This window comes from Nocardia wallacei, assembly GCF_014466955.1.
In the GTDB taxonomy this organism is placed as follows: Bacteria; Actinomycetota; Actinomycetes; order Mycobacteriales; family Mycobacteriaceae; genus Nocardia; species Nocardia wallacei.
In genome coordinates this window covers 3635876-3661837 of record NZ_AP023396.1, presented here as the reverse complement: position 1 = coordinate 3661837, position 25962 = coordinate 3635876, and the positions used below count along the sequence as shown (strand labels likewise).

At 72.3% G+C, this 25962-nt stretch carries 17 protein-coding genes; 9 read left to right on the top strand and 8 right to left on the bottom strand.

The window, feature by feature from the left end; translation table 11 throughout:
* Nucleotide 1: 1 nt before the first annotated feature.
* From NWFMUON74_RS16205 to NWFMUON74_RS16190, 4 genes are all read left to right on the top strand, one after another.
* Entirely contained in the window at nucleotides 2-1186 is a 1185-nt protein-coding gene (locus NWFMUON74_RS16205) for a Dyp-type peroxidase (protein ID WP_232111055.1), read from the top strand.
* Between the two features lie 119 nt (nucleotides 1187-1305).
* Complete coding sequence (locus NWFMUON74_RS16200) at nucleotides 1306-1584, top strand: hypothetical protein (RefSeq protein ID WP_187688604.1); 279 nt, start codon at nucleotides 1306-1308, stop codon at nucleotides 1582-1584.
* A complete protein-coding gene (locus NWFMUON74_RS35720) occupies nucleotides 1581-1910 on the top strand; it encodes a hypothetical protein (RefSeq protein ID WP_197987023.1) in 330 nt (109 codons plus the stop codon). Before NWFMUON74_RS16200 ends, NWFMUON74_RS35720 begins: the two co-directional genes overlap by 4 nt.
* A 71-nt stretch (nucleotides 1911-1981) precedes the next feature.
* The gene (locus NWFMUON74_RS16190; protein ID WP_187688603.1) at nucleotides 1982-2698 is read left to right on the top strand and encodes a 5-formyltetrahydrofolate cyclo-ligase; all 717 of its coding nucleotides are present in this window, start codon (nucleotides 1982-1984) and stop codon (nucleotides 2696-2698) included.
* Here NWFMUON74_RS16190 and NWFMUON74_RS16185 read toward each other — a convergent pair.
* Nucleotides 2683-3663, bottom strand: coding sequence for a GlxA family transcriptional regulator (locus tag NWFMUON74_RS16185; RefSeq protein ID WP_187688602.1), 981 nt, complete (start codon nucleotides 3661-3663; stop codon nucleotides 2683-2685). The genes NWFMUON74_RS16190 and NWFMUON74_RS16185 overlap by 16 nt on opposite strands.
* Before the next feature lie 131 nt (nucleotides 3664-3794).
* Here NWFMUON74_RS16185 and NWFMUON74_RS16180 point away from each other — a divergent pair, with 131 nt between their 5' ends.
* The gene (locus tag NWFMUON74_RS16180) at nucleotides 3795-4253 is read left to right on the top strand and encodes a nuclear transport factor 2 family protein (protein ID WP_187688601.1); all 459 of its coding nucleotides are present in this window, start codon (nucleotides 3795-3797) and stop codon (nucleotides 4251-4253) included.
* Here NWFMUON74_RS16180 and NWFMUON74_RS16175 read toward each other — a convergent pair.
* Together NWFMUON74_RS16175 and NWFMUON74_RS16170 are read right to left on the bottom strand one after the other, a co-directional pair.
* Nucleotides 4180-4941 carry a ferritin family protein gene (locus tag NWFMUON74_RS16175; RefSeq protein WP_187688600.1) on the bottom strand — a complete coding sequence of 254 codons (762 nt, stop codon included), beginning with the start codon at nucleotides 4939-4941 and terminating at the stop codon, nucleotides 4180-4182. The two genes, NWFMUON74_RS16180 and NWFMUON74_RS16175, sit on opposite strands and share 74 nt — an antisense overlap.
* A 173-nt stretch (nucleotides 4942-5114) precedes the next feature.
* Nucleotides 5115-5465 (bottom strand): hypothetical protein, encoded by a 351-nt coding sequence (locus tag NWFMUON74_RS16170; protein WP_187688599.1) that lies wholly within the window; start codon nucleotides 5463-5465, stop codon nucleotides 5115-5117.
* Nucleotides 5466-5805: 340 nt separating this feature from the next.
* On the opposite strand from NWFMUON74_RS16170, the gene NWFMUON74_RS16165 reads away from it, so the two are divergent.
* Nucleotides 5806-6792: a glycosyltransferase family 9 protein gene (locus tag NWFMUON74_RS16165; protein ID WP_187688598.1), complete on the top strand. Its 987-nt coding sequence runs from the start codon at nucleotides 5806-5808 to the stop codon at nucleotides 6790-6792.
* Between the two features lie 23 nt (nucleotides 6793-6815).
* Here the strand turns inward: NWFMUON74_RS16165 and NWFMUON74_RS16160 are convergent, their stop codons facing one another.
* Complete coding sequence (locus NWFMUON74_RS16160; RefSeq protein WP_187688597.1) at nucleotides 6816-7145, bottom strand: ArsR/SmtB family transcription factor; 330 nt, start codon at nucleotides 7143-7145, stop codon at nucleotides 6816-6818.
* Nucleotides 7146-7329: 184 nt separating this feature from the next.
* On the opposite strand from NWFMUON74_RS16160, the gene NWFMUON74_RS16155 reads away from it, so the two are divergent.
* Both NWFMUON74_RS16155 and NWFMUON74_RS16150 read left to right on the top strand, forming a co-directional pair.
* A complete protein-coding gene (locus tag NWFMUON74_RS16155) occupies nucleotides 7330-7995 on the top strand; it encodes a M23 family metallopeptidase (RefSeq protein WP_187688596.1) in 666 nt (221 codons plus the stop codon).
* A gap of 195 nt (nucleotides 7996-8190) precedes the next feature.
* On the top strand, nucleotides 8191-9306 hold the full coding sequence (locus tag NWFMUON74_RS16150) for a hypothetical protein (RefSeq protein ID WP_187688595.1): 1116 nt from the start codon (nucleotides 8191-8193) through the stop codon (nucleotides 9304-9306).
* Here NWFMUON74_RS16150 and NWFMUON74_RS16145 read toward each other — a convergent pair.
* A complete protein-coding gene (locus NWFMUON74_RS16145) occupies nucleotides 9278-9586 on the bottom strand; it encodes a hypothetical protein (RefSeq protein ID WP_187688594.1) in 309 nt (102 codons plus the stop codon). The genes NWFMUON74_RS16150 and NWFMUON74_RS16145 overlap by 29 nt on opposite strands.
* A 293-nt stretch (nucleotides 9587-9879) precedes the next feature.
* On the opposite strand from NWFMUON74_RS16145, the gene NWFMUON74_RS16140 reads away from it, so the two are divergent.
* Nucleotides 9880-10215 carry an RNA polymerase-binding protein RbpA gene (locus NWFMUON74_RS16140; RefSeq protein ID WP_187688593.1) on the top strand — a complete coding sequence of 112 codons (336 nt, stop codon included), beginning with the start codon at nucleotides 9880-9882 and terminating at the stop codon, nucleotides 10213-10215.
* Nucleotides 10216-10275: 60 nt separating this feature from the next.
* Here NWFMUON74_RS16140 and NWFMUON74_RS16135 read toward each other — a convergent pair whose 3' ends face one another.
* The 3 genes from NWFMUON74_RS16135 to NWFMUON74_RS16125 form a co-directional block, all read right to left on the bottom strand.
* Complete coding sequence (locus NWFMUON74_RS16135) at nucleotides 10276-11058, bottom strand: ABC transporter permease (protein ID WP_187689201.1); 783 nt, start codon at nucleotides 11056-11058, stop codon at nucleotides 10276-10278.
* Between the two features lie 110 nt (nucleotides 11059-11168).
* Entirely contained in the window at nucleotides 11169-12158 is a 990-nt protein-coding gene (locus NWFMUON74_RS16130; protein WP_187688592.1) for an ATP-binding cassette domain-containing protein, read from the bottom strand.
* Nucleotides 12155-25828: a non-ribosomal peptide synthetase gene (locus NWFMUON74_RS16125; RefSeq protein ID WP_187688591.1), complete on the bottom strand. Its 13674-nt coding sequence runs from the start codon at nucleotides 25826-25828 to the stop codon at nucleotides 12155-12157. The genes NWFMUON74_RS16130 and NWFMUON74_RS16125 overlap by 4 nt, the downstream gene beginning before the upstream one ends.
* Nucleotides 25829-25962 lie beyond the last annotated feature (134 nt).

Genomic DNA, 25962 nt, shown 5'->3' with positions numbered 1-25962 from the left:
AGTGTCGCGGCGGCGTCTGCTCGGTGGGGGCGCCGCCGCGGCGGGGGCGGCGGGTGTCGCGGGGATCGGCTGGGGTGCGGCGCGGGCGGGACAGGCTCGGCCCGAGGCGGATTCGGGTCTGGCGGTGGAGCCGTTCTACGGTCTGCATCAGGGCGGGGTCGCGACCGTGCCGCAGCGGCACGCGGCGTTCGTCGGTTTCGATCTGAAGCCGGGGACCGGGCGCGCGGATATCACGGGGTTGCTGCGGATCTGGTCCGGTGATGCCGGGCGGTTGACCGCGGGGCGGCCGGCGCTCGCCGATACCGAGCCGGAGTTGGCGGCGCGGCCGGCGCGGCTGACGGTGACGATCGGGTTCGGTCCGGGCCTGTTCACGGTCGCGGGGCTGGAGTCGGCGCGGCCGTCGTGGCTGCGGCCGCTGCCGGGTTTCGGCATCGATCGCCTGGATCCGGCGTGGTGTGCGGGTGATCTGCTGTTGCAGGTCTGCGCGGATGAGGTGACGACGGTGTCGCATGCGGTGCGGGTGTTGTCCAAGAGTGTGGCGTCGCTGGTGTCGGTGCGGTGGGTGCAGCGCGGGTTCCGCGATGCGCCGCGCGGGCAGACGATGCGCAATCTGATGGGTCAGGTGGACGGCACGGTGAATCTCGTGCCGGGCAGCGCCGAGTTCGATCGGCTGGTGTGGGACGACGGCGGTGCGCGGGCGTGGCTGGCCGGTGGCACGTCGCTGGTGCTGCGGCGGATCGCGATGAATCTCGACACCTGGGACGAACTCGATGCCGACGGGCGGGAGTTGAGTGTGGGCCGCCGGATCGCGACGGGGGCGCCGCTGACGGGCGGTGGGGAGTTCGATGAGCCGGATTTCGCGGCGGTGGATCGGTTCGGTATTCCGGTGATTCCGCCGTCGGCGCATATCGCGCGGGCGCATCACACCAGTGCCGGTGAGCGGTTCCTGCGGCGCGGCTACAACTACGACGATCCGCCCGCGCCGGGGTCGACGTCGAATTCGGGGTTGTTGTTCGCCGCGTATCAGCGTGATGTCGAGGCGCAGTTTCTGCCGGTGCAGCGGCGGCTGGCCGAGTTCGACGCGCTGAATACCTGGACGACGCCGATCGGGTCGGCGGTGTTCGCGGTGCCGCCGGGTGTGGCGGATGCGCGCGGGTATGTGGGGCAGTCGCTGTTCGAGGGCTGAGCGCGCGGGGCGGGGCATCGGCTGCCGGGGCGCATCGGCTGCGGGATTGCGGCGGGTGCGCCCCCGGCGGTGCTGGTCGACCCCTCGAACTGGGGTTACTACGCGCGTAGTATCGGGTCATGGGTTTCGAGTGGCCTGATTGGGCGATGGCTCACCTGATCGGCATCGAGACCTCGGAGGTTCGGCAGATTCTCGCGAGCACGCGGCGCTGGCCGCGGTGGGCCGCCGACGGCAGCGTCGCGGTGCTCACGCTGTGGGGCCGCACCGACGCCGGTCGCCCGCTCATCGTCGCCGCGCGGCGGCAGGACAGCTGGACGTGGCTGATCATCGGCGCCCGCGAGATGCGCGCCGACGAGTTGAGGGTGTTCGAACAGTGGGAACAGGAGAACCGGCGATGAGCGACAAGGACTTACCATCCACCCCGCAGGAGGTCACGGCGTTCATGGACCGGCTGGCCTTCGGTGACGGCCCGGTGCCCGCGGACCAGGTGCCGCCGCCGCTGCGGCCGGACGAGGACATCATGATCACCAGTTCGATCCGGCTGCCGCTGCGTCTGCACGCGCGGCTGAAGGAGCTGGCCGGTGAACGCGGTATCGGGCTGTCCACCCTGGTGCGCGAATGGCTGGAGGCGGCCATCGCCGAACTCGACGACGATCAGCTCATCTCCCGCGCCGAGGCTCGCATGGCGCTGGCCCGGTTGCACGCGGCGCGGCGAGCGGGCTGAGCGACCCGTGTGCCGCTCGAGCAGCGGACCGCCGCGGGGGTGCCGACGGCTACGAGACGAGGAGTGGCGCAGTGAGTGTCGATGAGGCGAAACAGGCTGCGCGCGAACGCATCTGGTCGTTGCTGGAGCGGGAGGGGGTGGTGCCGCCGGGTGCGCCGTACAACATTCCCGAGTTCGCGGGGGCGGCGGCCGCTGCCGATCGGCTGGCCGGTGTGCCCGAGTGGTCGTCGGCGCGGGTGCTCACCACGGTGCCCGACACCGCGCAGTTCCCGGTGCGGCGGCGGGCGCTGGACGCGGGGAAGCTGATCTACATGGCCTGTCCGCGCCTCGCCGCGCCGAAGCCGTTCTATCTGCTCGATCCGCGGCGGCTGCCGGTGCCCGCCGCGGAGGCGGCGCGCAAGGACACCGCGGCGCGGGTCGCGCGCAATGTGGAGGTCGACGAGATGCTGCCGATCGATCTGATCGTGCTGGGCAGTGTCGCGGTGAATCGGCGGGGCGCGCGGCTGGGGAAGGGTGCGGGCTACTCCGATATCGAGATCGCGTTGCTGCAGGAGGTCGGGCTGATCGACGAACGCACGCTCATCGCGACGACGGTGCACCGGCTGCAGGTGGTCGACGGGGAGTTACCCGAGGCCGAGCACGACTGCCGGCTGGATCTGATCGTGACGCCGGAGGCGGTGATCCGCTGTGTGGAGCCGTACCGGCCCGCCGGGCTGCAGTGGGATCGGCTGCCGCGGGACAAGATCGCCGCCATTCCGGCGCTGGCCGCGCGTTACGCGCTGCGCTGAGCCGGTGGTGCGGCGCGCGCCGCGGTGCGGAATCGGGCCCGGTAGGCCGACGGGGTGATGCCCAGGTGGCGGAGGAAGGCGCGGCGCAGGGACTCGTCGCTGCCCAGGCCGCAGCGGTGGGCCGCCGCGGTGACCGATTCACCGGACTCCAGCATGGCCCGGGCCGCCTCGAGGCGGGCCGACTCCACGAAAGCGGCTGGGGTGGTGGACAATTCGTCGCGGAACAGGCGCGTGAGGTGCCGTCCGCTGACTCCGGCGCGGGCCGCCATGGCCGACAGGGAATGGTGGGCGGGGTCGGCGAGCACCGACTCGAGGACCGTGCGCAGTTCGTCGCGGCGGGGTCGCGGGGTGCGCGAGGCCACGGAGAACTGCGATTGGCCGCCGGGGCGCTGCAGGAACACCACGAGGTCGCGCGCCACCTCGCGGGCCAGTGCCGCGCCCTCGTCCTCCTCCACCAGGGCCAGCGCCAGGTCGAGGGCGGCGCTGACACCGGCCGAGGTCATGATGGCGCCGTCGCGGACGTAGATGGAGTCGGGTTCGACGGTGATCGCCGGGTAGGCGCGGGCGAGCAGGCCGGTGTGCCGCCAGTGGGTGGTGGCCCGGCGTCCGTCCAGCACTCCGGCCTGGGCGAGAACGAAGGCGCCGGTGCACACCGACGCGATCCGCCGTGCGGGACCGGACAGTCTGGTCACCGCCGCCGGCAGGGCCGCCGGGGCGGGCGTGTGCGGCAGGACCGGCGCGCCGGGGACGAGCACGGTGTGGGGGCGGGTGATCGCGTCGTAGGCGGAATCGACCAGCAGCCGGGTGCCCGATGCGGTGGTGACGGGTTCGCCGGTGGGTGAGCACAACACGGTGTCGTAGCGGCCGCCGAGGGTGGTGGCGGTGCCGAATACCTCCAGTACCGCGGTCACGTCCAGCAGCCGGACCCCGTCGAAGGCCAGCACCGCGATCTGTCTGTGCGCCATGGGTCGACGGTAGCAACCCGGCGTGTCCTGATGTGTGGGATTCGTGTCTCGATGGACATGGCTCCGGCGGCCGCCCCACGCGACGCTGGATGCGGCAGACCCGCTCGCCGACCGGAAGGAACCACCCCGACATGACCCGTCCACCCGTGCCGCCGTTCACCGACGAAGCCGCCGCCCGCGAGAAGGTGCAGCTGGCCGAGGACGCCTGGAACACCCGCGATCCGCAGCGCGTGGCGCTCGCCTACACCCCGGATTCGGTGTGGCGCAATCGTGATGAGTTCGTCACCGGGCGGGAGGAGATCGTCGCCTTCCTCGCCCGCAAATGGGCGCGCGAGCATGATTACGCGCTGCGCAAGGAACTGTGGGGATTTCGCGGTCACCGCATGGCCGTGCGGTTCCAGTACGAATGGCACGACGCGCGGGGACAGTGGTGGCGCAGCTACGGCAACGAGTTGTGGGAGTTCGACGACGCGGGCCTGATGCGCCGGCGCGAGGCCAGTATCAACGACACCGCCATCACCGCGGCCGACCGCCGTATCCGCGGTCCACGTCCGCCGGGCGAACGCGGTGTGCCGCTGCCGCTGTGGTGAGCGGGCCGGATCCGGGCCGCAGTTCGGGGTGGATCACGAGGGCCTGCGCGGCCGCCGTCGTCGCGGCCAGCGCCCAGCGGCGCAGCGAATTCGCCACCGGCGCACGGGAATTCATGGCCGCGACCAGGTCCTCGCGGGCGTGTTCGAGATGCCGGAGCCCGGTGCGCAGCCGCAGGTGCGCGACTCGCCTGACGTGCGCCTGCCGTTGCGGGTCGTCGGCCAGGGCGCCCGTCAGCTGCGCGGCGACCTGCTCGGCCAAGGCCAGCACGCCCGGATCCATCGGGCCCGGCGGCAGCCATGCCGACATCCGGGCCGCCAGCCGCACCGCCACCGGCGGCCGGTAGGGAACCACTCCGGTCGCCGTGGCCAGCCGCACGAACAGCGACGAATTGCGGTGGGTACCGGCGTCCGGTTCCCGGCGCGGCAGCAACGACAGCACCGACTGGGCGCACATGCCCGCGGTGAGTATCCGCACGAGTTCGCGGCGGGTCAGGCCGCGGCGCTGGGCACGGTCCAGCCGCCACCACAGCCAGCTGCCGTACAGCGACAACCGGTGCCGCGCAAAGCGATCCAACTCCCCCGCCGGCGCAGCGAATCCGGGGGTGGCCACCGGCGGACGCACGAGACCGGGCACCGGCGCGCGAGGCATCGCGGTGACGGGGAGATGGTCGTGGTCTCCGCTGGACATCGTTGTCCCTCACGCGCTGTGGGCCGGACGACCGGAACCGCCCGTTAACCTGTACCGGCGGGCCCGAATACAGACACGAGTGTGAGCGTCGTCTCAGTGGATGTCAACGCGCTATCGCCGCGAGCCCGCCGTATCCGGCGCGGTCACGTCCACAGCGGTCAGGTCCACAGCAGTCACGTCCACAGCAGCGCCACGAGGACATTCACGATCGCCAGCGCGCCCGCGGCGTCGGCCATCCACCCGACCACCTTGCCGCGCTTGGCATCCGCGTGCGCGACCTCGGCCAGACCCGCGACCGCCACCGCGATCACCAGCTTGACGACCACCTTGGCCATCACCGGATCCTTGCCCAGCGAGTCGATGCTCTCGGCCATGCCGACCAGGACCAGGCCGGTGAGGATCTGCGCCCGCGCACCCCAGACCATCACCTCGTTCACCTTCGGCCGGGCCGAGGCGTACCCGCCGATGACCGCGGCCAGACCCAGCACGTGGGTCGCGACCACCAGGTTGTAGACGAATGTCATGACTGCACAGCGTAGTTGATCGCACCCCCGCCAACGACACTCGGTAGTAGGAAAATTCGCGGCCGTTCGGAGGATGCGCCGGAACCCGTACCGCCCTTCCCCGATTGGATCGCCGCCGAGCGGGAACCCGGTTCGGTGAGGCTGTGTCGCAACCATCCCGTGCGAGCCGTCCCGACCGACCGGCGGAGACGGCAGATCTCGCTGCGATTACGCGTTTCGCGTTCCCAGCGCTCGGGTAGTCCTCTCCAAGTGGCTCTCCCGAGTCCGTGCCGCGCCCCGGGCGCGGGGGCGAAGTGGGTTTGTTGTCGTGGGTCGCTCGGTGGATGGCTAGGAGACGAGGGTGGCGGTTGTACTCGTGCTGCGCGCACGCGGACTCGGTGATCTGCTCACCGCGGTCCCGGCTCTCCGCGCGCTGCGCCGGGCCAGGCCACACGATCACATCGCGCTCGCCGCGCCGCATCGGCTCAGGCCGATCGTGGATCTCATCGCTTCCGTCGACGCGATGGTGCCCACCCCGGACGCGGAGAGCCTGCGTTACGACGGCGAGGCGCCCGCGCTGGCGGTCAATCTGCACGGCGCCGGCACCGAAGGCATCGTGGAACTGGTCAAGACCAACCCGGCCCGCATCCTCACCTACCGCAACCCCGCCTTTCCCGAGCTGGCCGGACCGGCCTGGCAGCAGGACATGCACGACGTCGACCGCTGGTGTCACCTGCTCGAAGCCGGCGGCATCGCCGCGGACCGCCGCAACCTCGGACTCGTGCCGCCGGTCGCCACCACCAGCCACCGCGACTGCGTCGTCGTGCACATCGGTGCCGGTTCGCCCGCGCGGCGCTGGCCGCCGGAGCGATTCGCCGCCGTCGTCCGGCACCTGCTGGTGCAGGGCCGCGAAGTGGTGCTCACCGGCGACGAATTCGAACGCGAGATCGCGCTGAACATCGCCGCCCGCGCCGGGCTGCCGCATCGGCACGTCCTGGCCGGGCAGCAGAATCTCATCGAGCTGTCGGCCACCGTGGCCGAGGCCGCGCTGGTGGTGTGCGGCGACACCGGCGTCGCCCACCTCGCCACCGCCTTCGGCACCCGCACGGTGCTGCTGTTCGGTCCCACCGCGCCCAGCCACAGCGGCCCCCCGCCGCATCTGCTGGGACGGCACGTCGTGCTGTGGGCCGGCCGCACCGGCGACCATCACGCCGACACCCCCGACCCGGGCCTGCTGGAGATCAGCGTCGCCGAGGTGATCGACGCCGTCGACCAGCAACTGCGCCGGCGGCCCTGGCCCGGCACCGACACCGACCGCCGCAGCGCCACCTTCCGGCGCGTCGGATAGCGGCTGGCCGACCGGCCGCAATGCTACGGCCGCGGCGGCCGCGGGCCGCCGGCTTCCGACAGCGCCGCCGAGTAGGCCGCGAGTGCGCTCGGCCAGAACTGCTCCAGATAGTCGCGGGCGTCGGCGAGACCGCGGGGGTCCAGCGAGTACAGCCGCCGGTTGCCCCGGGGGCGGACCATCACCAGTCGCGCCTCGCGCAGCACGCGCAGATGCTGCGACACCGCCGAACTGCTGACACCGACCGTCGCGGCCAGCTCCCCCACCGCACGCGGCGCCTGCGGCAGCGCCTCGAAGATCGCGCGCCGGGTGGGATCGGCCAGAGCGGTCAAAGCCCGGACTCCGTTAGTGGGCACTGAAATAGAATGCTGGTTCGGGCGGAGTCCGGTCAAGGTCGCGGCGCGACGCGATCCGCCCCGGTCGCAGCGCCCTTACCTGCGGGCCGTTATCGGACCGTGATAGATCAACCGGGATTTCGCCGTGCTGTGACGGTCGCGACAGAAGGAGGGAACCCGGCGCGATCTGTCGTAGGTTCGCAGCATGCCCGTGACCGTTCCGTTACCTTTGCGGCGGGCCCGGCGCGCAGCCCGTGCCGTCGCGCTCACCGCCGTCGTCGGCGCCTCCGCCGGGGCCTTCGCCATCGTCGACAGCCACGGCGAGAGTTCGGCCGCCGGGTTGGCCGCGGTGCAGCAGACGCCGGCGCCCGCGCCGGCCGCCGCACCGATCTCGCAGGACCAGCCCGCCGCCGCACCGCAACCGCCCGCGCCGTGGCCGATGGCCAAGTCCGCCAAGGACACCCGGCCGCTCACCGTGCGTCCGGTGGCGGGCGCCGTCAGCTCACTGTTCGGCATGCGGTGGGGCGCCCTGCACGCCGGGATCGACTTCGCCGAGCCGCTCGGCGCACCCATCGCCGCCGTCACCGACGGCGTGGTCATCGAGGCCGGGCCCGCCTCCGGATTCGGCATGTGGGTGCGGGTGCTGCAGGACGACGGCACCGTCGGCGTCTACGGTCACGTCAACGACATCCTCGCCGCCGTCGGGCAGCAGGTCCGCGCCGGCGACATCATCGCCACCGTCGGCGATCGCGGCTTCTCCACCGGTCCGCACCTGCACTACGAGGTCTGGACCCACGACAACGGCGACAAGATCGACCCAGTCCCGTGGCTGCTCGCCCGCGGCATCGACGTCGGCGGACTGCGGGACTGACACCGTGGGCCCGATGAGGGGGCTCGCGGATATCGGACCTGGGTACGCCGCGTGAATCACGCTGCCGGGCAGCCGCTTCCGCCGGACAATCCACCGCCGGTAGGTGCCTACGGTGGATTCTAGTACCCGGGTAGCGGGTGTGGACGGCACCCGCGGGGGACGTCGGCGCGGGGTCGCGCTTCCTAGCGTCGGGGTATGAATTCCACCGCTGTTATCGTTGCCCCCCTGCGGCGTTGGCATCGGCCGCTGCTCGTGTCCACCGGGGCCATGGGCGTGCTGACGTTGTTCTCGCTCGTGGCCATGGCCGTCGACGAGCGGCAGCTGCTCGGCGAGTCGGTGTGGCTGAAACCGTTCAAGTTCGGGCTGGCGTTTCTGCTCTACTCCGGCACGCTGGCGTGGCTGTTGTCGTTGCCGCACAAGGGCTCTCGGGCCACCTGGTGGATGGGCACGGTATTCGCGGTGACCGGGTTCGTGGACGTCGGGTTCATCGTGCTGCAGGCCGCGCGCGGAACCTTCAGCCATTTCAACGCCGACCACACCGACCGCGTCAACGACATCGGGCAGATCGTCTTCGCCTCCGGGGTGCCGGGGCTGTTCGTGGCGAACCTGGTGATCGTGCTCGTGCTCGCCTGGCAGCGGATCCTCGACCGCCCTGCCACGCGCGCGATCCACGCCGGACTGGCACTCGCGGTGGCCGGGATGGCGCTGGGATATCTGATGGGATTCACCGGCGAGCAGACCGCCCGCGACGCCGACGGCCGCCCGGTCCCGCTCGCCGCCGGGCACACCGTGACCCACACGCCGGACCCGCTGCGCGACGGCGGCGACACCATGCCGCTCACCCATTGGAGTACCCACGGCGGCGATCTGCGCGTGCCGCACTTCGCCGGTCTGCACGCGATCCAGGTGCTCCTCGCCGCGGCGGTCGTGCTGGCCTGGCTCGCGCGGCGGCATCCGTGGCTCACCGAACGCGTCCGCGCCCGGATCGTCGGCGTACTCGCGATCGGCTCCGCCGGAGTGCTCGCGGTACTGCTGCGGCAGGCCCTGCACGCCGAGCCGCTGCTACGCCCCGGCCGGGTCACGGTCCTCACCGCGGGCGGACTGATCGCGATCGGTACCGCCGCGGTCCTGGCCATCACGCTGCGTGCCCGCCGCGAGGCCCGCGCCGGGACCGTGTTGCTCCACACCGGGGAACCCACGACTGCCGCTGCCGACTCGCGTGCGGTGACGATCGGCGACGCCGCCGACAGCGGTCTCCTGCCCGGGCGATCCCGCGAGCCGGTCAGCGAAGACGTTCGGCGTCCTTGGTGAGCGCGACGAGAGTGGCGGTCAATTCTGCCAATTCGGCGGCGTCGGCGCCCTCGGCCACCGCGGTGGCGACGTCCTCGGCGGCACAGCGGGCGGCGAACCAGCGGTCGGCCAGATCGGCGGCCTCCTGGGCGCTGAGGACCACCGCATCCTCCGGAATTCCGGTGCCCTCCAAGCCTTTCCGGTGCTCGTAGGCCCGTTGCCGGCAGGACTGGCGGCAGTACCGGCGCCGCCGCCCCACCTCCGATTCGGCGATCTCACGCCCGCACCACAGGCAGGACATTCGGCGATCCGGGGCATTACGACCTGACCTGGGCGTACAAAGCACGCCGGACACGATAGCCTCGCGCGAGCCGAACGCAAACGACTCGCCGGGCCAACCCGCCGCACGCCCGTACTACCCCGCACCAGTACTACCCCGCACCAGTGGCACGCGGGCTCGCGGCACCCCGGTGACGTGACGTGCGGCAGACGACTAGAATGTTGGGGTTGACCGTCGCCGGGAACTGAAGTATGCCGTCGCGCGTTGCTACACCTGTAGGAGCGTTGCCGACAGGCTAGAGAGGACCGCACACCATGGCAGATCGCGTACTCCGAGGCAGCCGGCTCGGAGCGGTGAGCTACGAGACCGACCGCGACCACGACCTGGCGCCGCGTCGGGTGGCGCGGTACCGGACCGACAACGGCGAGGAATTCGACGTTCCCTTCGCCGACGACGCCGAGATCCCACCCACCTGGCTGTGCCGCAACGGCCAGGAAGGCATCCTGATCGAAGGCACCACCCAGGAGCCCAAGAAGACCAAGCCCCCGCGCACCCACTGGGACATGCTGCTGGAGCGCCGGTCCAAGGACGAACTGGAGGAGCTGCTGCAGGAGCGCCTGGAGCTGCTCAAGACCCGTCGCGGGCGCTGATCCCGCGACGAACGAATGCCCCCTCGGTCCGGGACCGAGGGGGCATTCGCGTACTACCGGTCAGTGACTGGCGACCTTGCGATATTGCAGCAACGCCAGCGGCACGGCCACCGCGAGAATCGCCAGGGAACAGGCGACCGCGTAGGCGACGCAGTGATCGGCGGGCCAGCCGTGCGGCGGCGCGAACGACGGCGGCGCGCCGTTGTCGAACAGTTCCCGGCCCGCGGCGGCCACCGCGGTGATCGGATTCCAGGCCGCGATCGTGCGCAGCGGACCGGGCAGCGTCTCGCTCGAGATGAACGCCGAGGAGATGAAGGTCAGCGGGAACAGCCAGATCAGCCCGGCGCTCTGCGCCACCTCCACACTCGGCGACAGCAACCCGGTCAGCGCGCCCACCCACGACATCGCGAACGCGAACAGCAGGATCACCCCGAAAGCCAGTGCGGCGTCCACCATTCCGCCGTGAATGCGCCACCCGACCACATAGCCGCAGCCGACCATCACCGCCAGCGCCAGCACGTTCACCATCAGATCCGACAGGGTGCGGCCCATCAGCACCGCCAGGCGCGACATCGGCAGGGTCCGCATCCGGTCGATGATGCCCTTCTGCAGATCGTTGGCCAGCCCGACGGTGGTGAACGCCGCGTTGAAGGCGACGGTCTGGGTGAAGATGCCCGCCAGCAGGAATTCGCGGTACTGGCTGCCGCCCAGCGACGCGCCGAAGATGTAGGCGAACAGGAACACGAACATCAGCGGCTGAATGGTCGCCGTCACCAGCAATGTCGGCACGCGCAGGATGGTCACCAGGTTGCGGTAGGCGACGATGGCGCTGTCGCGGAACACCCGCACCGGCGCGGCGATCTCGGCGACGCCGCGCTCCGGTGCCCGGCCGGCCGGCTCCGGCGCCGGATCGGCTTGCTCCGCAACGGAATCCGCGTCGAGCTGGGCGGTCTTCACGACATGATCTCCTCTGCTACATCGGCTTTCTCGGATTCGGCGGCAGTCGCGGCGGGCGTGCCGGTCAGCGACAGGAACACATCGTCGAGGCTGGGCCGGTGCACGTCCGCGTCCAGTACGCACACCCCGGCGTCGTCGAGGCGGCGCAACGCCTCGACCATGGTCCGCGAGCCCTCACCCACCACCACCGACACCTGCTCGCTGCCCGGCTCGTGCGCGGGCTCGCCGACACCGACCTGGGCCAGCACCGACAGCGCGGGCCGCGGGTCCTGACCGGAGGCCAGCGTCACCGTGAGCCGGTCTCCGCCGATGGCGGTCTTCAGCTCGTCGGCCGAGCCGCGCGCGATCACCCGCCCGCGATCGATGACGGTGATGCGGTCGGCCAGCAGATCGGCCTCCTCCAGGTACTGGGTGGTGAGCAGCACGGTGGTGCCGTCGTCGACGAGATCGCCGATCACCCGCCACATGTCCAGCCGCCCGCGCGGGTCCAGGCCGGTGGTCGGCTCGTCCAGCACCACCACCGCCGGCCGCGCCACCAGCGCGCCCGCGAGATCCAGGCGCCGGGCCATACCACCGGAGTAGGTGCCCGCGCGGCGGTCCGCGGCATGCTCGAGACCCAGCGCCGACAGCAGTTCGGTGGCGCGCTCGGCCGCCTGCCGGTGCGACATGCCGTACAGCCGGGCCACCATGCGCAGGTTCTCGAACCCGGACAGATTCGCGTCGACCGCCGCGTACTGTCCCGACAGCCCGATGCGGGTGCGGGCGCGGGCCGGATCGCGCAGCACGTCCACCCCCGCGACCCGCACGGTGCCCGCGCTCGGCGCGAGCAGCGTGGTCACGATCCGCACGGTCGTGGTCTTGCCGGCGCCGTTGGGGCCGAGCAGGCCCATCACGGTGCCCGCCGGTACGTCCATATCGATCCCGTCGAGGACGCGCACCCGGCCGTAGTACTTGACCAGGCCGCCGACCTCCACCGCCAGACTCATACCCGATCCTCCTTCGCGTCGTCGGCTCCTGCGTCGTGCGGCGCCGTGCCGCCGCCAACGGTGCTGTCGCCCAGGCGTTCCCGCAGTGCCGGGCCGATGATCGCCAGCGCCTCCGGGGTGGTCATCCCGGAGTGGCGGCAGCGCACCTTCCACTCCTCGACCGTGCCGGTGACGAACGGCTGCCAGGCCGCGGCGCACCGGGCCGGGTCGGCGCGGTTGATCTCGTCGTCGGCGGCGGTGAAGAACAACAGATCGCCGTCGAACATGCGGGGCCGGAAGCCGTGCGCCAGCACCGCGCCGTTGGCGTACCCGGTGTAGAGGCGCTGCAGGTGCTCGACGGTGAGCGCCGCGAACGGGCCCGGCCGGTTGCGCAGCAGGTCGGCGGCGTCGTGCAGCGTGAGCCGCGGGTCGACGGCGTGGTCGCCGCCGAGCAGATCGCTGCCGAACTCGCCGATGATGTCGGCGACGCCGGGGATGGCGTGCTCGAGCCATTCGTCGGAGAGCTGATAGCTGTCCATCATGGCCAGCAGCGCCACCCGCTCCCCCGCCCGCTGCAACTGCACCGCCATCTCCTGCGCGATCAGGCCGCCCAGCGACCAGCCCAGTAAGTGGTACGGCCCCTCCGGCTGGACCGACCTGATCTGTGCCACATAGTCTTTCGCGGCCTCGGCCAGCGAGTTGTGGTCGTCGCCGCCGCTGACGTGCGGGGCCTGCAGGCCGTACACCGGACGGTCGGCGGGCAGATGCGCGAGCAGGCCCGAATAGCACCAGGCCAGCCCGATCGCCGGATGCACACAGAACAGCGGCGCCGCACCGGAATCGGTGACCGGCCGGATCGGCAGCAGCGGCTCGAGCGCCAGCGCCAGCGCGTCACCCGCCGAGTCCGCCAGCCGGCGCGCGATGGCGGCCGGGGTCGACTCGCCGAACATCACCTGCACCGGCAGTTCGATGCCCGCCGCCCGCAGCTGCGCGACCACCTTGGTGGCCAGCAGCGAGTTGCCGCCCAGTTCGAAGAACCCGTCGTCGGCGCCCACGGTGTCGACGCCGAGCACGTCGGCGAAGGCCCTGCACAGTGCCGTCTCGGTCGCGGTGGCCGGGGCCCGGTAGCCGGTGCGGGGACCGAAGACCGGCTCCGGCAGGGCGGTGCGGTCGAGTTTGCCGACCGGGGTGAGCGGCAGCCGGTCCAGCAGCGTGATCGATTGCGGCACCATGTAATTCGGCACCAGCTCGGCGGTGTGGGCCCGCAGCGCGGCCGGTGTCGGCGTGCGCCCCGGGTAGGGCTTGACGTAGGACACCAGCGCGGTCGCCCCGGCCGGGGTGCGGTGGCCGAGGGTGGTGGCGAACTCCACGTCCGGGTGCCGGGCCAGGGCCGTGTCGATCTCGCCGAGTTCGATCCGGAAACCGCGGATCTTCACCTGGTGGTCGGTGCGGCCGACGTATTCCAGCTCCCGATGCCCGGCCCGGTCGATCCACCGCACCAGATCACCGGTGCGGTACATCCGTTCGCCCGGTTTGCCGAACGGATTGGCCAGGAACCGCTGCGCGGTCAGGCCCGGCCGCCGCAGGTAGCCGCGGGCCAGCGCCGGACCGGCCAGATACAGCTCACCGGTGACGCCGACCGGCGCCGGGTGCAGGCGGGAGTCCAGTACCGCCGCGTGCACGCCCCGGATCGGCTCGCCGATGGTGATGGTCCCGCCCGGCGTCATCGGCGGTGAGATGACGGTGACGATGGTGGTCTCCGTCGGGCCGTAGACGTTGTGCAGGTTGCGGCCCGGCGCCCACCTGGCCACCAGGTCCGGCGGCAGAGCCTCCCCGCCGACCAGCACGTGCCGCAGCTCGGTGACCCCGGCCGGGTCGGCGGTGCCCAGCGCGGACGTGGTGATGAAGGCGTGGGTGATGCGTTCCTCGGTCAGCACCCGGGTCAGGTCGGCGCCGCCGTACACCCCGGGCGGGGTGATCACCAGGGTGGCGGCGCCGCCCAGCGCGAACAGCAGATCCAGCATCGCCGCGTCGAAGCTCGGCGTGGCGAAATGCAGGATGCGGCAGCCGGGCCGCACGTCGAAGCGCTGCGCGGTCTCGGCGGCGAAGTTGGACAGGCCGCCGTGGGTGACGACCACGCCCTTGGGGACGCCGGTCGACCCGGAGGTGTAGATGACGTAGGCCGGGTTGTCGGTGCGCAACGTGCCGAGCCGCTCGCCCGCCGTGATCGGCGCGTCGGAGGCGCGCAGCACCCGCCGCCGGAACGCCGGTGCGTCGAGCACCGTCCACCGCGTGCCGTCGGGCATCCGTTCCCGGTGCGCCGACAGCGTGATGCCCAGGGCCGCACCGGAATCGGTGAGCATGTGGCGGATGCGGTGCTCGGGGTAGTTCGGGTCGACCGGCACGAACGCCGCGCCCGCCTTGGCGACGGCCAGGGTGACCGCCACCGACTCCGCGGACCGCGGAATGCCCAGCGCCACCAGGGTTTCCGGGCCGACGCCCAGCCCGATGAGTACCCGGGCCAGCCGGTTGGTCCACCGGTCGAGGGCGTCGTAGGTGATCTGCGTGTCACCCGCGCGCACGGCCACCGCCTTGCGGTCGGCCGCGACCGCCGCTTCGAACACCTCCGGGAAGGTGCGGGGACGATCGGCGGCCGGTCCACGCACCGGCGCCAGGCCGGACCACTCGGCGGCGTCGAGCAGTTCCAGATCGCCCACGGGCAGCGCCGGATTGGCGGCCGCCGCGGTCAGCAGCCGCGCGAACCTCCGGCCCAGCGCCGCGGCGGTCGCGTCGTCGAACAGGTCGCGGGCGAAGTTCACCGACACCGTGATGCCGCCCGGTTCCCGCTCCCCGGCCGGGGACCGCCACGACTCGGTGAGGGTGAACTGCAGATCGAACTTGGCGATGCCCGGGTCGGCGCCGGCGGCCTCGATGCGCAGGCCCGGCAACTCCAGCACGCGCACCGGCTGGTTCCGCACCGACAGCATCACCTGGAACATCGGGTGATGCGATCGCGAGCGGGCCGGATTGAGCACCTCGACCAGCCGCTCGAACGGCACGTCTGCGTGCGCGAACGCCTCCAGGTCGGTGTCGCGCACCGCGTGCAGCAGGTCGGCGAAGGAGGCGCCGCCGTCGATGCGGGTGCGCAGCACCAGGGTGCCCACGAACATGCCGACCATCGGATCCAGTGCGGGGTGACCGCGCCCGGCGATCGGGGTGCCGACGGCGATGTCGTCGCCCGCGGTCAGCCGGTGCAGCAGGGTCGCCAGTGCGGCGTGCAGCACCATGAACATGGTGACGCCGTGCTGCCCGGCCACCGCCCGCAGTTCGCGGTGCGTCCGCGCGTCGATCTCGCAGTCGACCGTGCCGCCGCGGTAGCTGGGCACCGGCGGGCGGGGACGGTCGGCGGGCACGGTCAGCAGTTCGGGCAGTCCGTCGAGGGTGCGGCGCCAGTAGTCGAGCTGGCGGCTCGCCGTCGAGTCGGGATCGTCCTCGCTGCCGAGCGTATCGCGTTGCCACAGTGTGTAATCCGCGTACTGGACCGGCAGGTCCGGCCACTGCGGCGCAGCGCCCGCCGCGTGCGCGCGGTAGGCGGTGGCGACGTCGGCGGCCAGTGGCTCCAGCGACCAGCCGTCCATGGCGATGTGATGGACGACCAGCACCAGCACGTGGTCGTCGGCGGCGAGGCGCAGCAGTCGCGCCCGCACCGGGACCGTGGTCGCGAGATCGAACCCGGCGGCGGCGAAACGGCGGACCTCCGCCGCCACGTCCGCCTCGGCGAGCGCGGTGACGGGCAGTGGCGCGGCGGCCGCGGCCGGATCGAGGACGTGCTGGAAGGGCTCGCCCTCGAGTTCGGGGAACACGGTGCGCAGGGTCTCGTGGCGGCGCTGCACCGCGTGCAGGGCGGCCTCGAGGGCCGCGATGTCGAGCGCGCCGCGCAGCCGCAGCGCGACGGGGACGTTGTAGACGCCCGCGATCTCGTCGCCGCCGGAGTCGTTGAACCGCTCCAGGAACCACAGCCGCCGCTGCGCCGCCGACAGCGGCACCCGCTGCGGCCGGGTGCGCCGGGCCAGTTCGGGTGTGCCGTCGGCGCCGGGGCCGCTGTCCAGCCGGGCGGCCAGCGCGGCCACGGTCGGGGTGGCGAAGACCGCGCGCACCTCCAGCCGCGTCCCCGTGGCCGCGGCCAGGCGCGCCACCAACTGGGTGGCGAGCAGCGAGTTGCCGCCGACCTCGAAGAAGTTGTCGTCGGCGCCGACCGATTCGGCGCCGACCAGGTCGGCCACCACACCGGCGACCAGGCGTTCGGAGGCGGTCGCCGGTTCGCGAGAGGCGGTGCCCAGCAGCCGCGGCTGCGGCAGTGCGGCGCGGTCCAGCTTGCCGACCGGTGTCAGCGGGATGGTGTCGAGCACGGTGAGACTGCTCGGAACCATGTGCGCGGGAAGATGTCGCGCGACGTGCTCGCGCACCCCGTCGAGGTCGAGTGCGGCGGCGTCGAGCGGCTGCACGAACGACACGATCCGGTCGGTGCCCGCGATCCGGCGAACCTCGGTGTGCGCGAAGCGGATCGCGGGATGCGCGGTGAGCACCTCGCTGATCTCGTCCAGTTCGATCCGGAAGCCGCGCATCTTGACCTGGTGGTCGGTGCGGCCCAGGTACACGATCTCGCCGTGGTCGTTCCAGCGCACCACGTCGCCGGTGCGGTACATGCGGGCGCCCTCGGGCCCGTACGGGTCGGCGACGAACCGGGCCGCGGTGAGCGCGAATCGGTCGAAGTAGCCGCGGGCCAGCGCCTGACCGCCCAGATACAGCTCACCCGGCACACCCACCGGCACCGGGCGCAGCCGTTCGTCGAGCACCAGCGCGCGGGCGCCCCGGAACAGGGTGCCGATCGTGATGGGCGTGCCCGCGCGCAGCGGGTCGGTGGCGGTGATGACCACGGTGGTCTCGGTCGGGCCGTAGCCGTTGTGCATGCGGCGGCCGGGCGCCCAGCGCGACACCAGCTCCGCACTCAGCGCCTCGCCGCCGACCACCAGCGACTTCAGGTGCGGCAGCGGCCAGCGCTCGTGGTCGATGGTGGCCAGCGCGGCCGGGGTCAGGAAGGTGTGGCTGACCCGTTCGCGGTCCATCAGTTCCGCCAGCTCGTCGCCGCCGTAGACATCGGGCGGGCAGATGATCATGGTGGCGCCCGACCCGACGGCCAGCAGCAGATCGAAGATCGCCGCGTCGAAGCTCGGGGTGGCGAAATGCAGTGTGCGCGAATCACGTTCGACGCGCATCCGGTCGCGGATCTCGTCGGCGAAGTTGGACAGCCCGGCGTGGGTGACGGCCACGCCCTTCGGTTTGCCGGTCGATCCCGAGGTGTAGACCAGATACGCCAGATCGGCGGTCCAGACCGTGCGGACCCGGTCGGCGTCGGTGACCGTGGCCGGATCGTGCCGCTCGATCTCGGCCATCATGTCCGGATCGTCGAGCAGCAGCCAGCGGGTGTCGCGCCCGCCCGCGGCGGCCGCGCGCAGCCGGTCGCGGTGGGCGGCCAGCGTGATGCCGGTCGCGCAGCCGGAGTCGGTCAGCATGTGCCGGACCCGGTCGGTCGGATAGTTCGGGTCCACCGGGACGAACGCCGCGCCCGATTTCGCCACCGCCACCATCGTCACCACCGACTCGATGGAGCGGGTGAGGCCCATCGCCACCCGGTCACCGGCGCCCAGGCCGCGCTGGATCAGCGCCCGCGCCAGGCGATTCGAGTACTGGTCGACCTCGGCGTAGGTGAGTTCGACCGCGCCGGAGCGCAGGGCGACGCGATGCGGATGCAGATGCGCGGTGGCGATGAAGTAGTTGGCCAGACTGCACTGCGGGGTCGGCACCGGACCGCGGGCGGGGGTGAGCCGCGTGCGCTCGCGCTCGGTGCGGGCATCGACGTCGCGCACCCGGATCCGCGGGTCGGCGGTCACGGCGGCCAGCACCATGGCGAACCGGTCGGCCAGGGTACGCACCGTCCGCGCGTCGAACAGTTCTGCGGCGTAGACGAATTCGAACGTCCGGTCCGGCGCGCCGGGTTCGGGCCGCACCCGCAGCTCCAGGTCGAACTTGGCGGTGGCGATGTCGAGTTCCTCGGCGTGTAACCGCAGGCCCGGCAGTTCCAGCGCTGGGATCCGGCCGTCCGTCACGGTCAACGCGACCTGCAGCAGAGGGCGCAGGGCGCCGGCGCCGCGCCCCAGTTCCTGCACGATGCGCTCGAAGGGCAGTTCGGCGTGCGCCATCGCCGCCAGTTCGCCGTCGCGGTCGGCGAGCAGCTGGTCGACGAAGCGGCGGTCCGGGTCGACGTCCGAGCGCAGCATCAGCGTGTTGACGAACATGCCGACCAGGTCGTCGAGCTGGGGGTCGGTGCGCCCGGCGACCGGGGTGCCGATCACGATGTCGCGGCCGCCGGTGGTGATGCGCAGCAGCACGGCCAGCGCCGAGCGCAGCACCATGAACAGGCTCACGCCCTGGCTGCGGGCGAGCGCGTCCAGCGCACGCTGCAATTCGCCCGGCACCTCGAACCGGACCGTCCCGGCGCGCTGGGTGGGCTGCGTGGGGCGCGGCCGGTCGTAGGGCAGCGGCAGTTCCTCGGGCAGGTCCGCCAGCGTCTCCCGCCAGAACCACAACTGGTCGGCGGCGGAACTGGTCGGGTCGGCTTCGTCGCCGAGGCAATCGCGTTGCCACAGGCTGAAATCGGCGTACTGCACCGGCAGCGGCGGCCACGCGGGGGCGGCGCCGCCGCGGCGGGCGGTGTAGGCCACGGCCAGGTCCCGGGTCAGCGGTATCAGCGACCAGCCGTCGGCGGCGATGTGGTGCAGCACGATGCCGAGCAGGTGGCGGCGCGGGCCGGTGCGCAACAGCGTGGTCCGCAGCGGGATCTCGCGGGTCAGGTCGAACCCGCGCCGCGCCAGCTCGCGCAGTGCCGCCTCCGCGCCCGGCTCGTCGGTGTCGACCGACTCCAGCGCGGGCAGGCAGCGGTCCAGCTCCAGGACCCGCTGGTAGGCGCCGGAGGCGGCGGTTCCCGCGGGCGAGCCCGTAGCCTCGGGGAACACCGTGCGCAGTACCTCGTGGCGGACCATCAGGTCGCCCACCGCCGCGCGCAGCGCGCCGATGTCGGGTTCGCCGTCGATGCGGAGCACGAAAGCGATGTTGTAGGCGCTGGATTCGGGCGCGTAGCGGTTGAGGAACCAGACGCGCTGCTGCGGCAGCGACAGCGGTACCCGGTCCGGGCGCGGCGTCCGCACCGACAGCGGCGTCCGGCGGGTGCGCGGGGCCCGCGCCAGCTGCGCGGCGACGCCCGCGACCGTCGGCGCCTCGAAGATCGCGCGCACCGGCAGGTCGACGCCGAACTCCGCGTGCAGCGCCGCGGTCAGGCGGGTGGCCAGCAGGGAGTTGCCGCCCGCGTCGAAGAAGCTGTCCTCGGCGCCGGGCATCGGGTGCCCCAGCACCGCCGCGAACACGTCGGCGACGCGGCGTTCGAGATCGGTGCCAGGCGCCCGCGACGGGCCCGCGGTCGAGAACTCGGGTTCGGGCAGCGCCTTGCGGTCCAGCTTGCCCGACGGGCCGATCGGCACCTCGTCGAGCACCGTGATCGCGGCGGGCACCATGTAGCCGGGCAGCCGCCGGCGCGCGGTCTCCAGCACCGCCGCCGGATCGAGCCCGCCGTCACCGGTGAGATACGAAGCGAGCCGGGCGTTTCCGTGCTCGCCGTGATGAACGACGGTGAGCGCGAACCGCACCCCCGGGTGCTCGCGCAGCACATGGTCGATCTCGCGCGGTTCGATGCGGAAGCCGCGGATCTTCACCTGGTCGTCGGCGCGGCCGAGGAAGCGCAGCAGCCCGGCCCGGTCGGCCACCACCAGATCGCCGGTGCGGTACATGCGTTCACCGCGGCGGCCGTGCGGGTTGGCGAGGAAACGCTGCGCGGTCAGGCCACGACGCCCGAGGTAGCCGCGGGCCAGGCCCGGCCCGGACAGATACAGCTCGCCGGGGACACCGGGCGGCACCGGGTGCAGGCGGCCGTCGAGCACGAACAGCCGCATGCCGCGCACCGGCAGGCCGATCGGGACGGCGGCGTCCGCGGACATCGGGCCGGTCGCGGTGGCCGCGACGGTGGCCTCGGAGGGGCCGTACATGTTGTGCATGCGGTGCCCGGCCGTCCAGGTCCGCACCAGTTCCTCCGGGCAGGCGTCGCCGCCGACGATGACCGCCTCCAGCTCCTCGAGGCCCTCGGGTGGGACGGTGGCCAGCGCGGCCGGGGTGATGAAGGCGTGCGTCACCCGCTCCGCGCGCAGCAGCCGCGCCAGCTCCGCGCCGCCGTACAGGCCCGCGGGTGCGACGACGACGGTAGCGCCGGCCGCGAAGCCGAGCAGCAGCTCCAGCACCGAGGCGTCGAACGACGGGGACGAGAAGTGCAGTGTCCGTGCGGAATCGGTGACCCCGAACAGGTGCATCTGCTCGTGGGCGAGGGAGGCCAGCCCGGCGTGGGTCACCACCACCGCCTTGGGCGTGCCCGTCGACCCGGAGGTGTAGATGAGGTACGCCGGGTGGGTGACACGCAGCGGGTGATAGCGGTCGGCATCGGTGACGGCGGTGACCGCGCAGCGCCGCGTCGCGGCCGCCAGCTCCGGGGAGTCCATCAGCAGCCAGTCCACGTCCTGCTTGCGGTGCCGCCCCCGGCGGACCGGCCAATCCGGCATGGCGGCAACGCATTCGGTGTCGGTCAGGCCGAGCATGGCGCCGGAGTCGGCGAGCATGTGCGCGATCCGGTCGGTGGGATAGCCGGGGTCGACCGGCACGTAGGCCGCGCCGGACTTGGCGACCGCCCACACGGCGGTGATGGCGTCCAGTCCGCGCGGCAGTGCGATCGCCACCACCATCTCGGGCCCGGCGCCGTTCTCGATCAGCACGCGCGCCAGCCGGTTCGACGCCTCGTCCAGCTCCCGGTAGGTGGTGTCGCGGCCGAGGTAGCGCACGGCCACGGCGTCGGGCAGCCGCTCGGCGGTCTCGGCGAGCAGCCGGGCCAGCGTGATCGGCGGCACGCCGGGCGCGCCCTGGATCGGCACCAGCCTGCCCGTCTCGCGGGCGTCGAGGAGCGCCAGATCGCCCACCGGGACCTCGGGGGCGGCCACGGCGGCGGTGATCAGCCGGACGAACCGACCGGCCAGCGCCGACACCGTGTCCGCGTCGAAAACATCGGTGGCGTAACCGAATTCGGCTGTCAGCGGGCCGTCGTCGTCGCCCTCGGGCTCGTGCACGGTCAGTTGCAGATCGAATTTGGCGACCGCGATGTCCATCGGCAGCACCCGGGCCGCCACACCCGGCAGATCCAAGCGCAATTCCGGGGTCTTCTCGTAGGACAGCATCACCTGGAACAGCGGGTGCCGCCCGGCGTCGCGCGCGGGATTGACCATCTCGACCAGCCGCTCGAACGGCACGTCGGAGTTGGCGAAGGCGTCCAGATCGGTTTCGCGGACGCGGTCGAGCAGGCGGTCGAACCCGGCGGCCGGGTCGACGGCCGTGCGCAGCACGAGAGTGTTGACGAACATGCCGACCAGGTCGTCGAGCGCCGGATCGGAGCGGCCCGCGATGGGCGTGCCGATCGCGATGTCGGTGGTGTGGCACAGCCGCGCGAGCAGGGTGGCCAGTGCCGCGTGCAGCACCATGAAGGTGCTCACGCCGCGCTCGGCGGCCAGGTCCGCGATCGCACGGCGGGTGGCGGCCGGGATGGCGAATTCGACGGTGGCGCCCGCCGCGTCGCGCCGCATCGGGCGCGGCCGGTCCATCGGCAGATCCAGCTGATCGGGCAGGTCCGCCAGCGCGGCACGCCAGTACGCCAGCTGCCGCGACAGCGCGCTGGCGGGATCGTTCTCGTCGCCGAGCAGTTCGCGCTGCCACAGGGCGAAATCGGCGTACTGCACCGGAAGCGGCCGCCAGCGTGGTGCGGCGCCCGCCGCCCGCGCGGCCACGGCCGTCACGAGATCTCGCGCCAGCGGCGCGATGGACCAGCCGTCACCGCAGATGTGGTGCAGCACAACGAGAAACAGGTGCGTCTCGGGGCCCGTGGCATACAGCGCCACCCGGATCGGGGCCTGGCTGCGCAGGTCGAACCCGTACCCGGCGTACTCGGTGGCCAGGGCGAGTGCGTCGGTGCCGGTGGCGTCGATCGGGTCCAGTGTCAGCGGGATCTCCGCGGCGGGATGGACGAGCTGCATCGGGCCCTGGAAAGCGTTGGGCGCCGTGGAGATCGGGGCATCAGGGAAGGTGGTGCGCAGGCTCTCGTGCCGGTCCAGCACATCGAGCAGCCCGGCGCGCAGCGCCTCGATATCCAGCGGGCCGGTGAGTTCGACGGCGAGCGGCATGTTGTACGCCGCCGGATGCTCGGCGAACCGGTTCAGGATCCACAGCCGCTGCTGGGCCAGCGAGAGCGGGAGCTGCTCGGGCCGTGCCGCCGCGCCGAGGGCCGGGGAGGCGGTGTCGGGGCCGTGCGCGTCGAGCCGGAGGGCGAGCGCCGCGATCGTCGGCGCCTCGAACAGGTCCCGGATGGTCAGGGCGGCGCCGAGACCGCTGTTGACGCGGGCCACCACGCGAGCCGCCGACAGCGAGTTGCCGCCGAGGTCGAAGAAGCTGTCCTCGACACCGATCTCGTCGCCGCCGAGCACCTCGGCGACGATCGCCGTCAGCTGCCGTTCCAGCGCCGTGCGCGGTCCGGCAGCCGGGCCGGGCGCCCGGCGCGGGCCGGTTTCCGGTGCGGGCAGGGCGTTGCGGTCCACCTTGCCGTTGGGGCTCAGCGGCAGCTCGTCGAGCAGGATCAGGTGCGCGGGCACCAGATAGCCCGGAAGCGTGCGGCGCAGTCCGGACAGCAGGTCGGCGGCCCGCACCGCAGCGGCGGGGGCGGCGACGGCGTAGGCGACCAGTTCGTCGCCGCCGGGCCCGCGGTGGGCGACGCAGACCGCGCGGGCCACCCGGTCGTCGGCCGTCAGCGCCGCCTCGACCTCCCCGAGTTCGATGCGGACGCCGCGGATCTTCACCTGGAAGTCGCTGCGGCCCAGGTACTCCAGCACACCCGTGCCGTCGGCGTACCGCCAGCGCACCAGGTCGCCGGTGCGGTACATGCGGCCCGCGGTCTCCTCGGCGAACGGGTCCGCGACGAACCGTTCGGCGCTGAGTCCCGGCCGGGCGAGATAGCCGCGGGCCAGTTGCACACCCGCCAGGTACAGCTCGCCGGTCACCCCCGGCGGGACCGGGCGCAGGTACTCGTCGAGCACGTAGGTGCGGGTGTTCCAGATCGGTGCGCCGATCGGCACGCTGTCGTCGGCCGCCACGCACTGCCACGCGGTGACGTCGACGGCGGCCTCGGTCGGGCCGTACAGGTTGTGCAGCTCCACCGACGCGCCGGGCAGGGCGGCACGGAAGTCGCGCACCGTGGCGGCGGGCAGCGCCTCGCCGCTGCAGAACACCCGGCGCAGGCCGGTGCACCCGCGCACGTCGGTGTCGGTGACGAACACCGACAGCATCGACGGCACGAAATGCGCTGTGGTGACGCCCTTCTCGGCGATCAGGGCGGCCAGGTAGGCGGGATCGCGGTGCCCGTCCGGGGCGGCGATCACCAGCCGTGCGCCGATCTGCAACGGCCAGAAGAACTCCCACACCGAGACGTCGAAGGTGGCGGGCGTCTTCTGCAGCACCACGTCGGTCTCGTCCAGCGGGTAGGCGTGCTGCATCCACCGCAACCGGTTGACGATCGCGGCGTGCGACACCCCGACGCCCTTCGGCCGGCCGGTCGAGCCGGAGGTGAAGATCACATAGGCCAGATGGTCCGGCCGCAACGGCGCGCGGCGCTCGGCGTCTGTCAGGGGTAGTGGGCTCACCGCGGCGGTCTCGGCGGTATCGATGTCGAGGCGTGCGACGGTATCCGGCAGCGCGCGGGCGTCACCGGACACGGTGAGCACGCACAGCGGGCGGGCCTGGTCGAGCATGTGCCCGATCCGCTCGGCCGGGTGATCGGGGTCGATGGGCAGGTACGCGGCCCCGGACTGCACGATCGCGTACATGCCGACCAGCAGGTCGATACCGCGCCGCAGCGCCAGTCCGATCACCGTGTCCGGGCCCGCGCCGCGCGCGACGAGCACGCGCGCCAGCCGGTTGGCGCGCTCGTGCAGCTCGCCGTAGGACACTGTCTCGCTGCCGAATTCGAGTGCCGTGGCCCGGGGGCAGGCCGCGGCCCGCGCGGCGAACAGGCTCGCCAGCGTGCCCTCCTGCCGCGCGACGGCCGTCGAATTCCATTCCCGCACAACCAGTTCGCGCTCGGCCGCGGTGATCACGGGCACGGCGGCGACGGGCGTGGCCGGGTCGGCGGCGAGCATCCGGGCCAGGAAGTCCAGGAACCGGCCGTGGTGGCGCTCCACTTCCGCGCCGCGGTACAGCTGAGGGTTGGCCTCGAAATCGACGTGGATGCGGTTGCCTGCCCCGTTGTAGAGGTTGATCGACAGATCCTCCACCGGCCCGGTGGACAGCACGTTCAGCGAACCCACCAGGCTGCCGAACCGCAACTCGCTGTGGAACAGCATGATGTTGACCATCGGGCCGAAGAAGCCCCGGGAGTCGCGCGAGTAACCGCAGTCGCGCCGGATGTCGTCGTGCCGGTACCGCTGGTGCCGCAGCGCGCCGGTGATCTGCAACTCGGCCGCCTTCACCACGTCGCGCACGGTGGTGGCGGGGTCGAAGCGGATGCGGATCGGCACCACGTTCGACACCACGCCCGCCGAGCGGCGCAGCGCGACGGTGGTGCGCGCCGAGACCGGCAGGCTCAGCACCACATCAGGGTTGCCGGTGGCCGCCCGCACGTAGCAGGCCAGCGCGGCGACGAACAAGGTGGAATTCTGTGTCCCGAAGGTACCGGTGGCGGCGGCCAGATCGGCCTCGACCGCGGCGGGCAGCACCGCAGCGGCGATGCGGCGGCCGGTGTCGGGCGGCGCGGCGGCGATTCCCGTGGTGGACAGGCTCATCGGCGCGCCGACGCCCGCGAGCTGCTCGGTCCAGTATTCGCGGTCGGACCGGAAACGGCTGGTCTCCCGGTAACTCGACTCACCGGCGTAGATGTCGGCCAGCGGCGTGGCGCGCGACGCGACCGGCTCGGTGTGGTTCTCCAGGGCTGTGTATATTTCCGCGGTGCGGGTGAGCGCGTTCATCGCGCCGTATCCGTCGATGACGATGTGGTGGCCGCGGGAGTACCAGATGTAGTCGCGGGCGCCGAGGCGCAGCACGACATTGGTCGTCAGCGGGTCGCGCTCGAGATCCATGGGGCTGCTGGCGTGCTCGTTCATCCAGCGCAGCGCCGCCGCCTTCGGGTCCGCCTCGGACCGCAGGTCGATCCGCGCCCAGCCCGGACGCCGCGCGGGATCGACCATCTGCTGCGGGACACCGTCGATCTCGAGCAGTCGCACCTGGCCGACCTGGGCCTCCGCGCCGAATCGTTCGATGGCGTAGAGCAGGCGGCCGACGTCGAGGTCGCCGTGGATCTCCACGTACTGCGCGACGGTCAGCGGGACGTCCGGTTGCAGTTGCTGGGCGTACCAGATGGCGGTCTGCGCGGGCGACAGGTCGAAGGGCTGTGCTGAGAATTCGCCAGAAGAGCATTGGGCTACACGATCGGTGGCCAATGACCTCATCAATCACTCCGTTCTGCCGCTGTTGACGCAACTCCTCGAGCCCTCAAGAACGACGCTGCGGCGGGTGCGCGCACGCACCCGCCGTAGGACGTGATCCACGCCCTATGATTCGGAGCATGGCGACGGGCGGATCG

Coding starts and splice junctions, on each gene's coding strand:
- NWFMUON74_RS16200 (WP_187688604.1), top strand. CDS start 1,306: ATGGGTTTCGAGTGGCCTGATTGGGCGATGGCTCACCTGATCGGCATC.
- NWFMUON74_RS35720 (WP_197987023.1), top strand. CDS start 1,581: ATGAGCGACAAGGACTTACCATCCACCCCGCAGGAGGTCACGGCGTTC.
- NWFMUON74_RS16185 (WP_187688602.1), bottom strand. CDS start 3,663: ATGGCGCACAGACAGATCGCGGTGCTGGCCTTCGACGGGGTCCGGCTG.
- NWFMUON74_RS16180 (WP_187688601.1), top strand. CDS start 3,795: ATGACCCGTCCACCCGTGCCGCCGTTCACCGACGAAGCCGCCGCCCGC.
- NWFMUON74_RS16175 (WP_187688600.1), bottom strand. CDS start 4,941: ATGTCCAGCGGAGACCACGACCATCTCCCCGTCACCGCGATGCCTCGC.
- NWFMUON74_RS16170 (WP_187688599.1), bottom strand. CDS start 5,465: ATGACATTCGTCTACAACCTGGTGGTCGCGACCCACGTGCTGGGTCTG.
- NWFMUON74_RS16155 (WP_187688596.1), top strand. CDS start 7,330: ATGCCCGTGACCGTTCCGTTACCTTTGCGGCGGGCCCGGCGCGCAGCC.
- NWFMUON74_RS16150 (WP_187688595.1), top strand. CDS start 8,191: ATGAATTCCACCGCTGTTATCGTTGCCCCCCTGCGGCGTTGGCATCGG.
- NWFMUON74_RS16145 (WP_187688594.1), bottom strand. CDS start 9,586: ATGTCCTGCCTGTGGTGCGGGCGTGAGATCGCCGAATCGGAGGTGGGG.
- NWFMUON74_RS16140 (WP_187688593.1), top strand. CDS start 9,880: ATGGCAGATCGCGTACTCCGAGGCAGCCGGCTCGGAGCGGTGAGCTAC.
- NWFMUON74_RS16130 (WP_187688592.1), bottom strand. CDS start 12,158: ATGAGTCTGGCGGTGGAGGTCGGCGGCCTGGTCAAGTACTACGGCCGG.
- NWFMUON74_RS16125 (WP_187688591.1), bottom strand. CDS start 25,828: ATGAGGTCATTGGCCACCGATCGTGTAGCCCAATGCTCTTCTGGCGAA.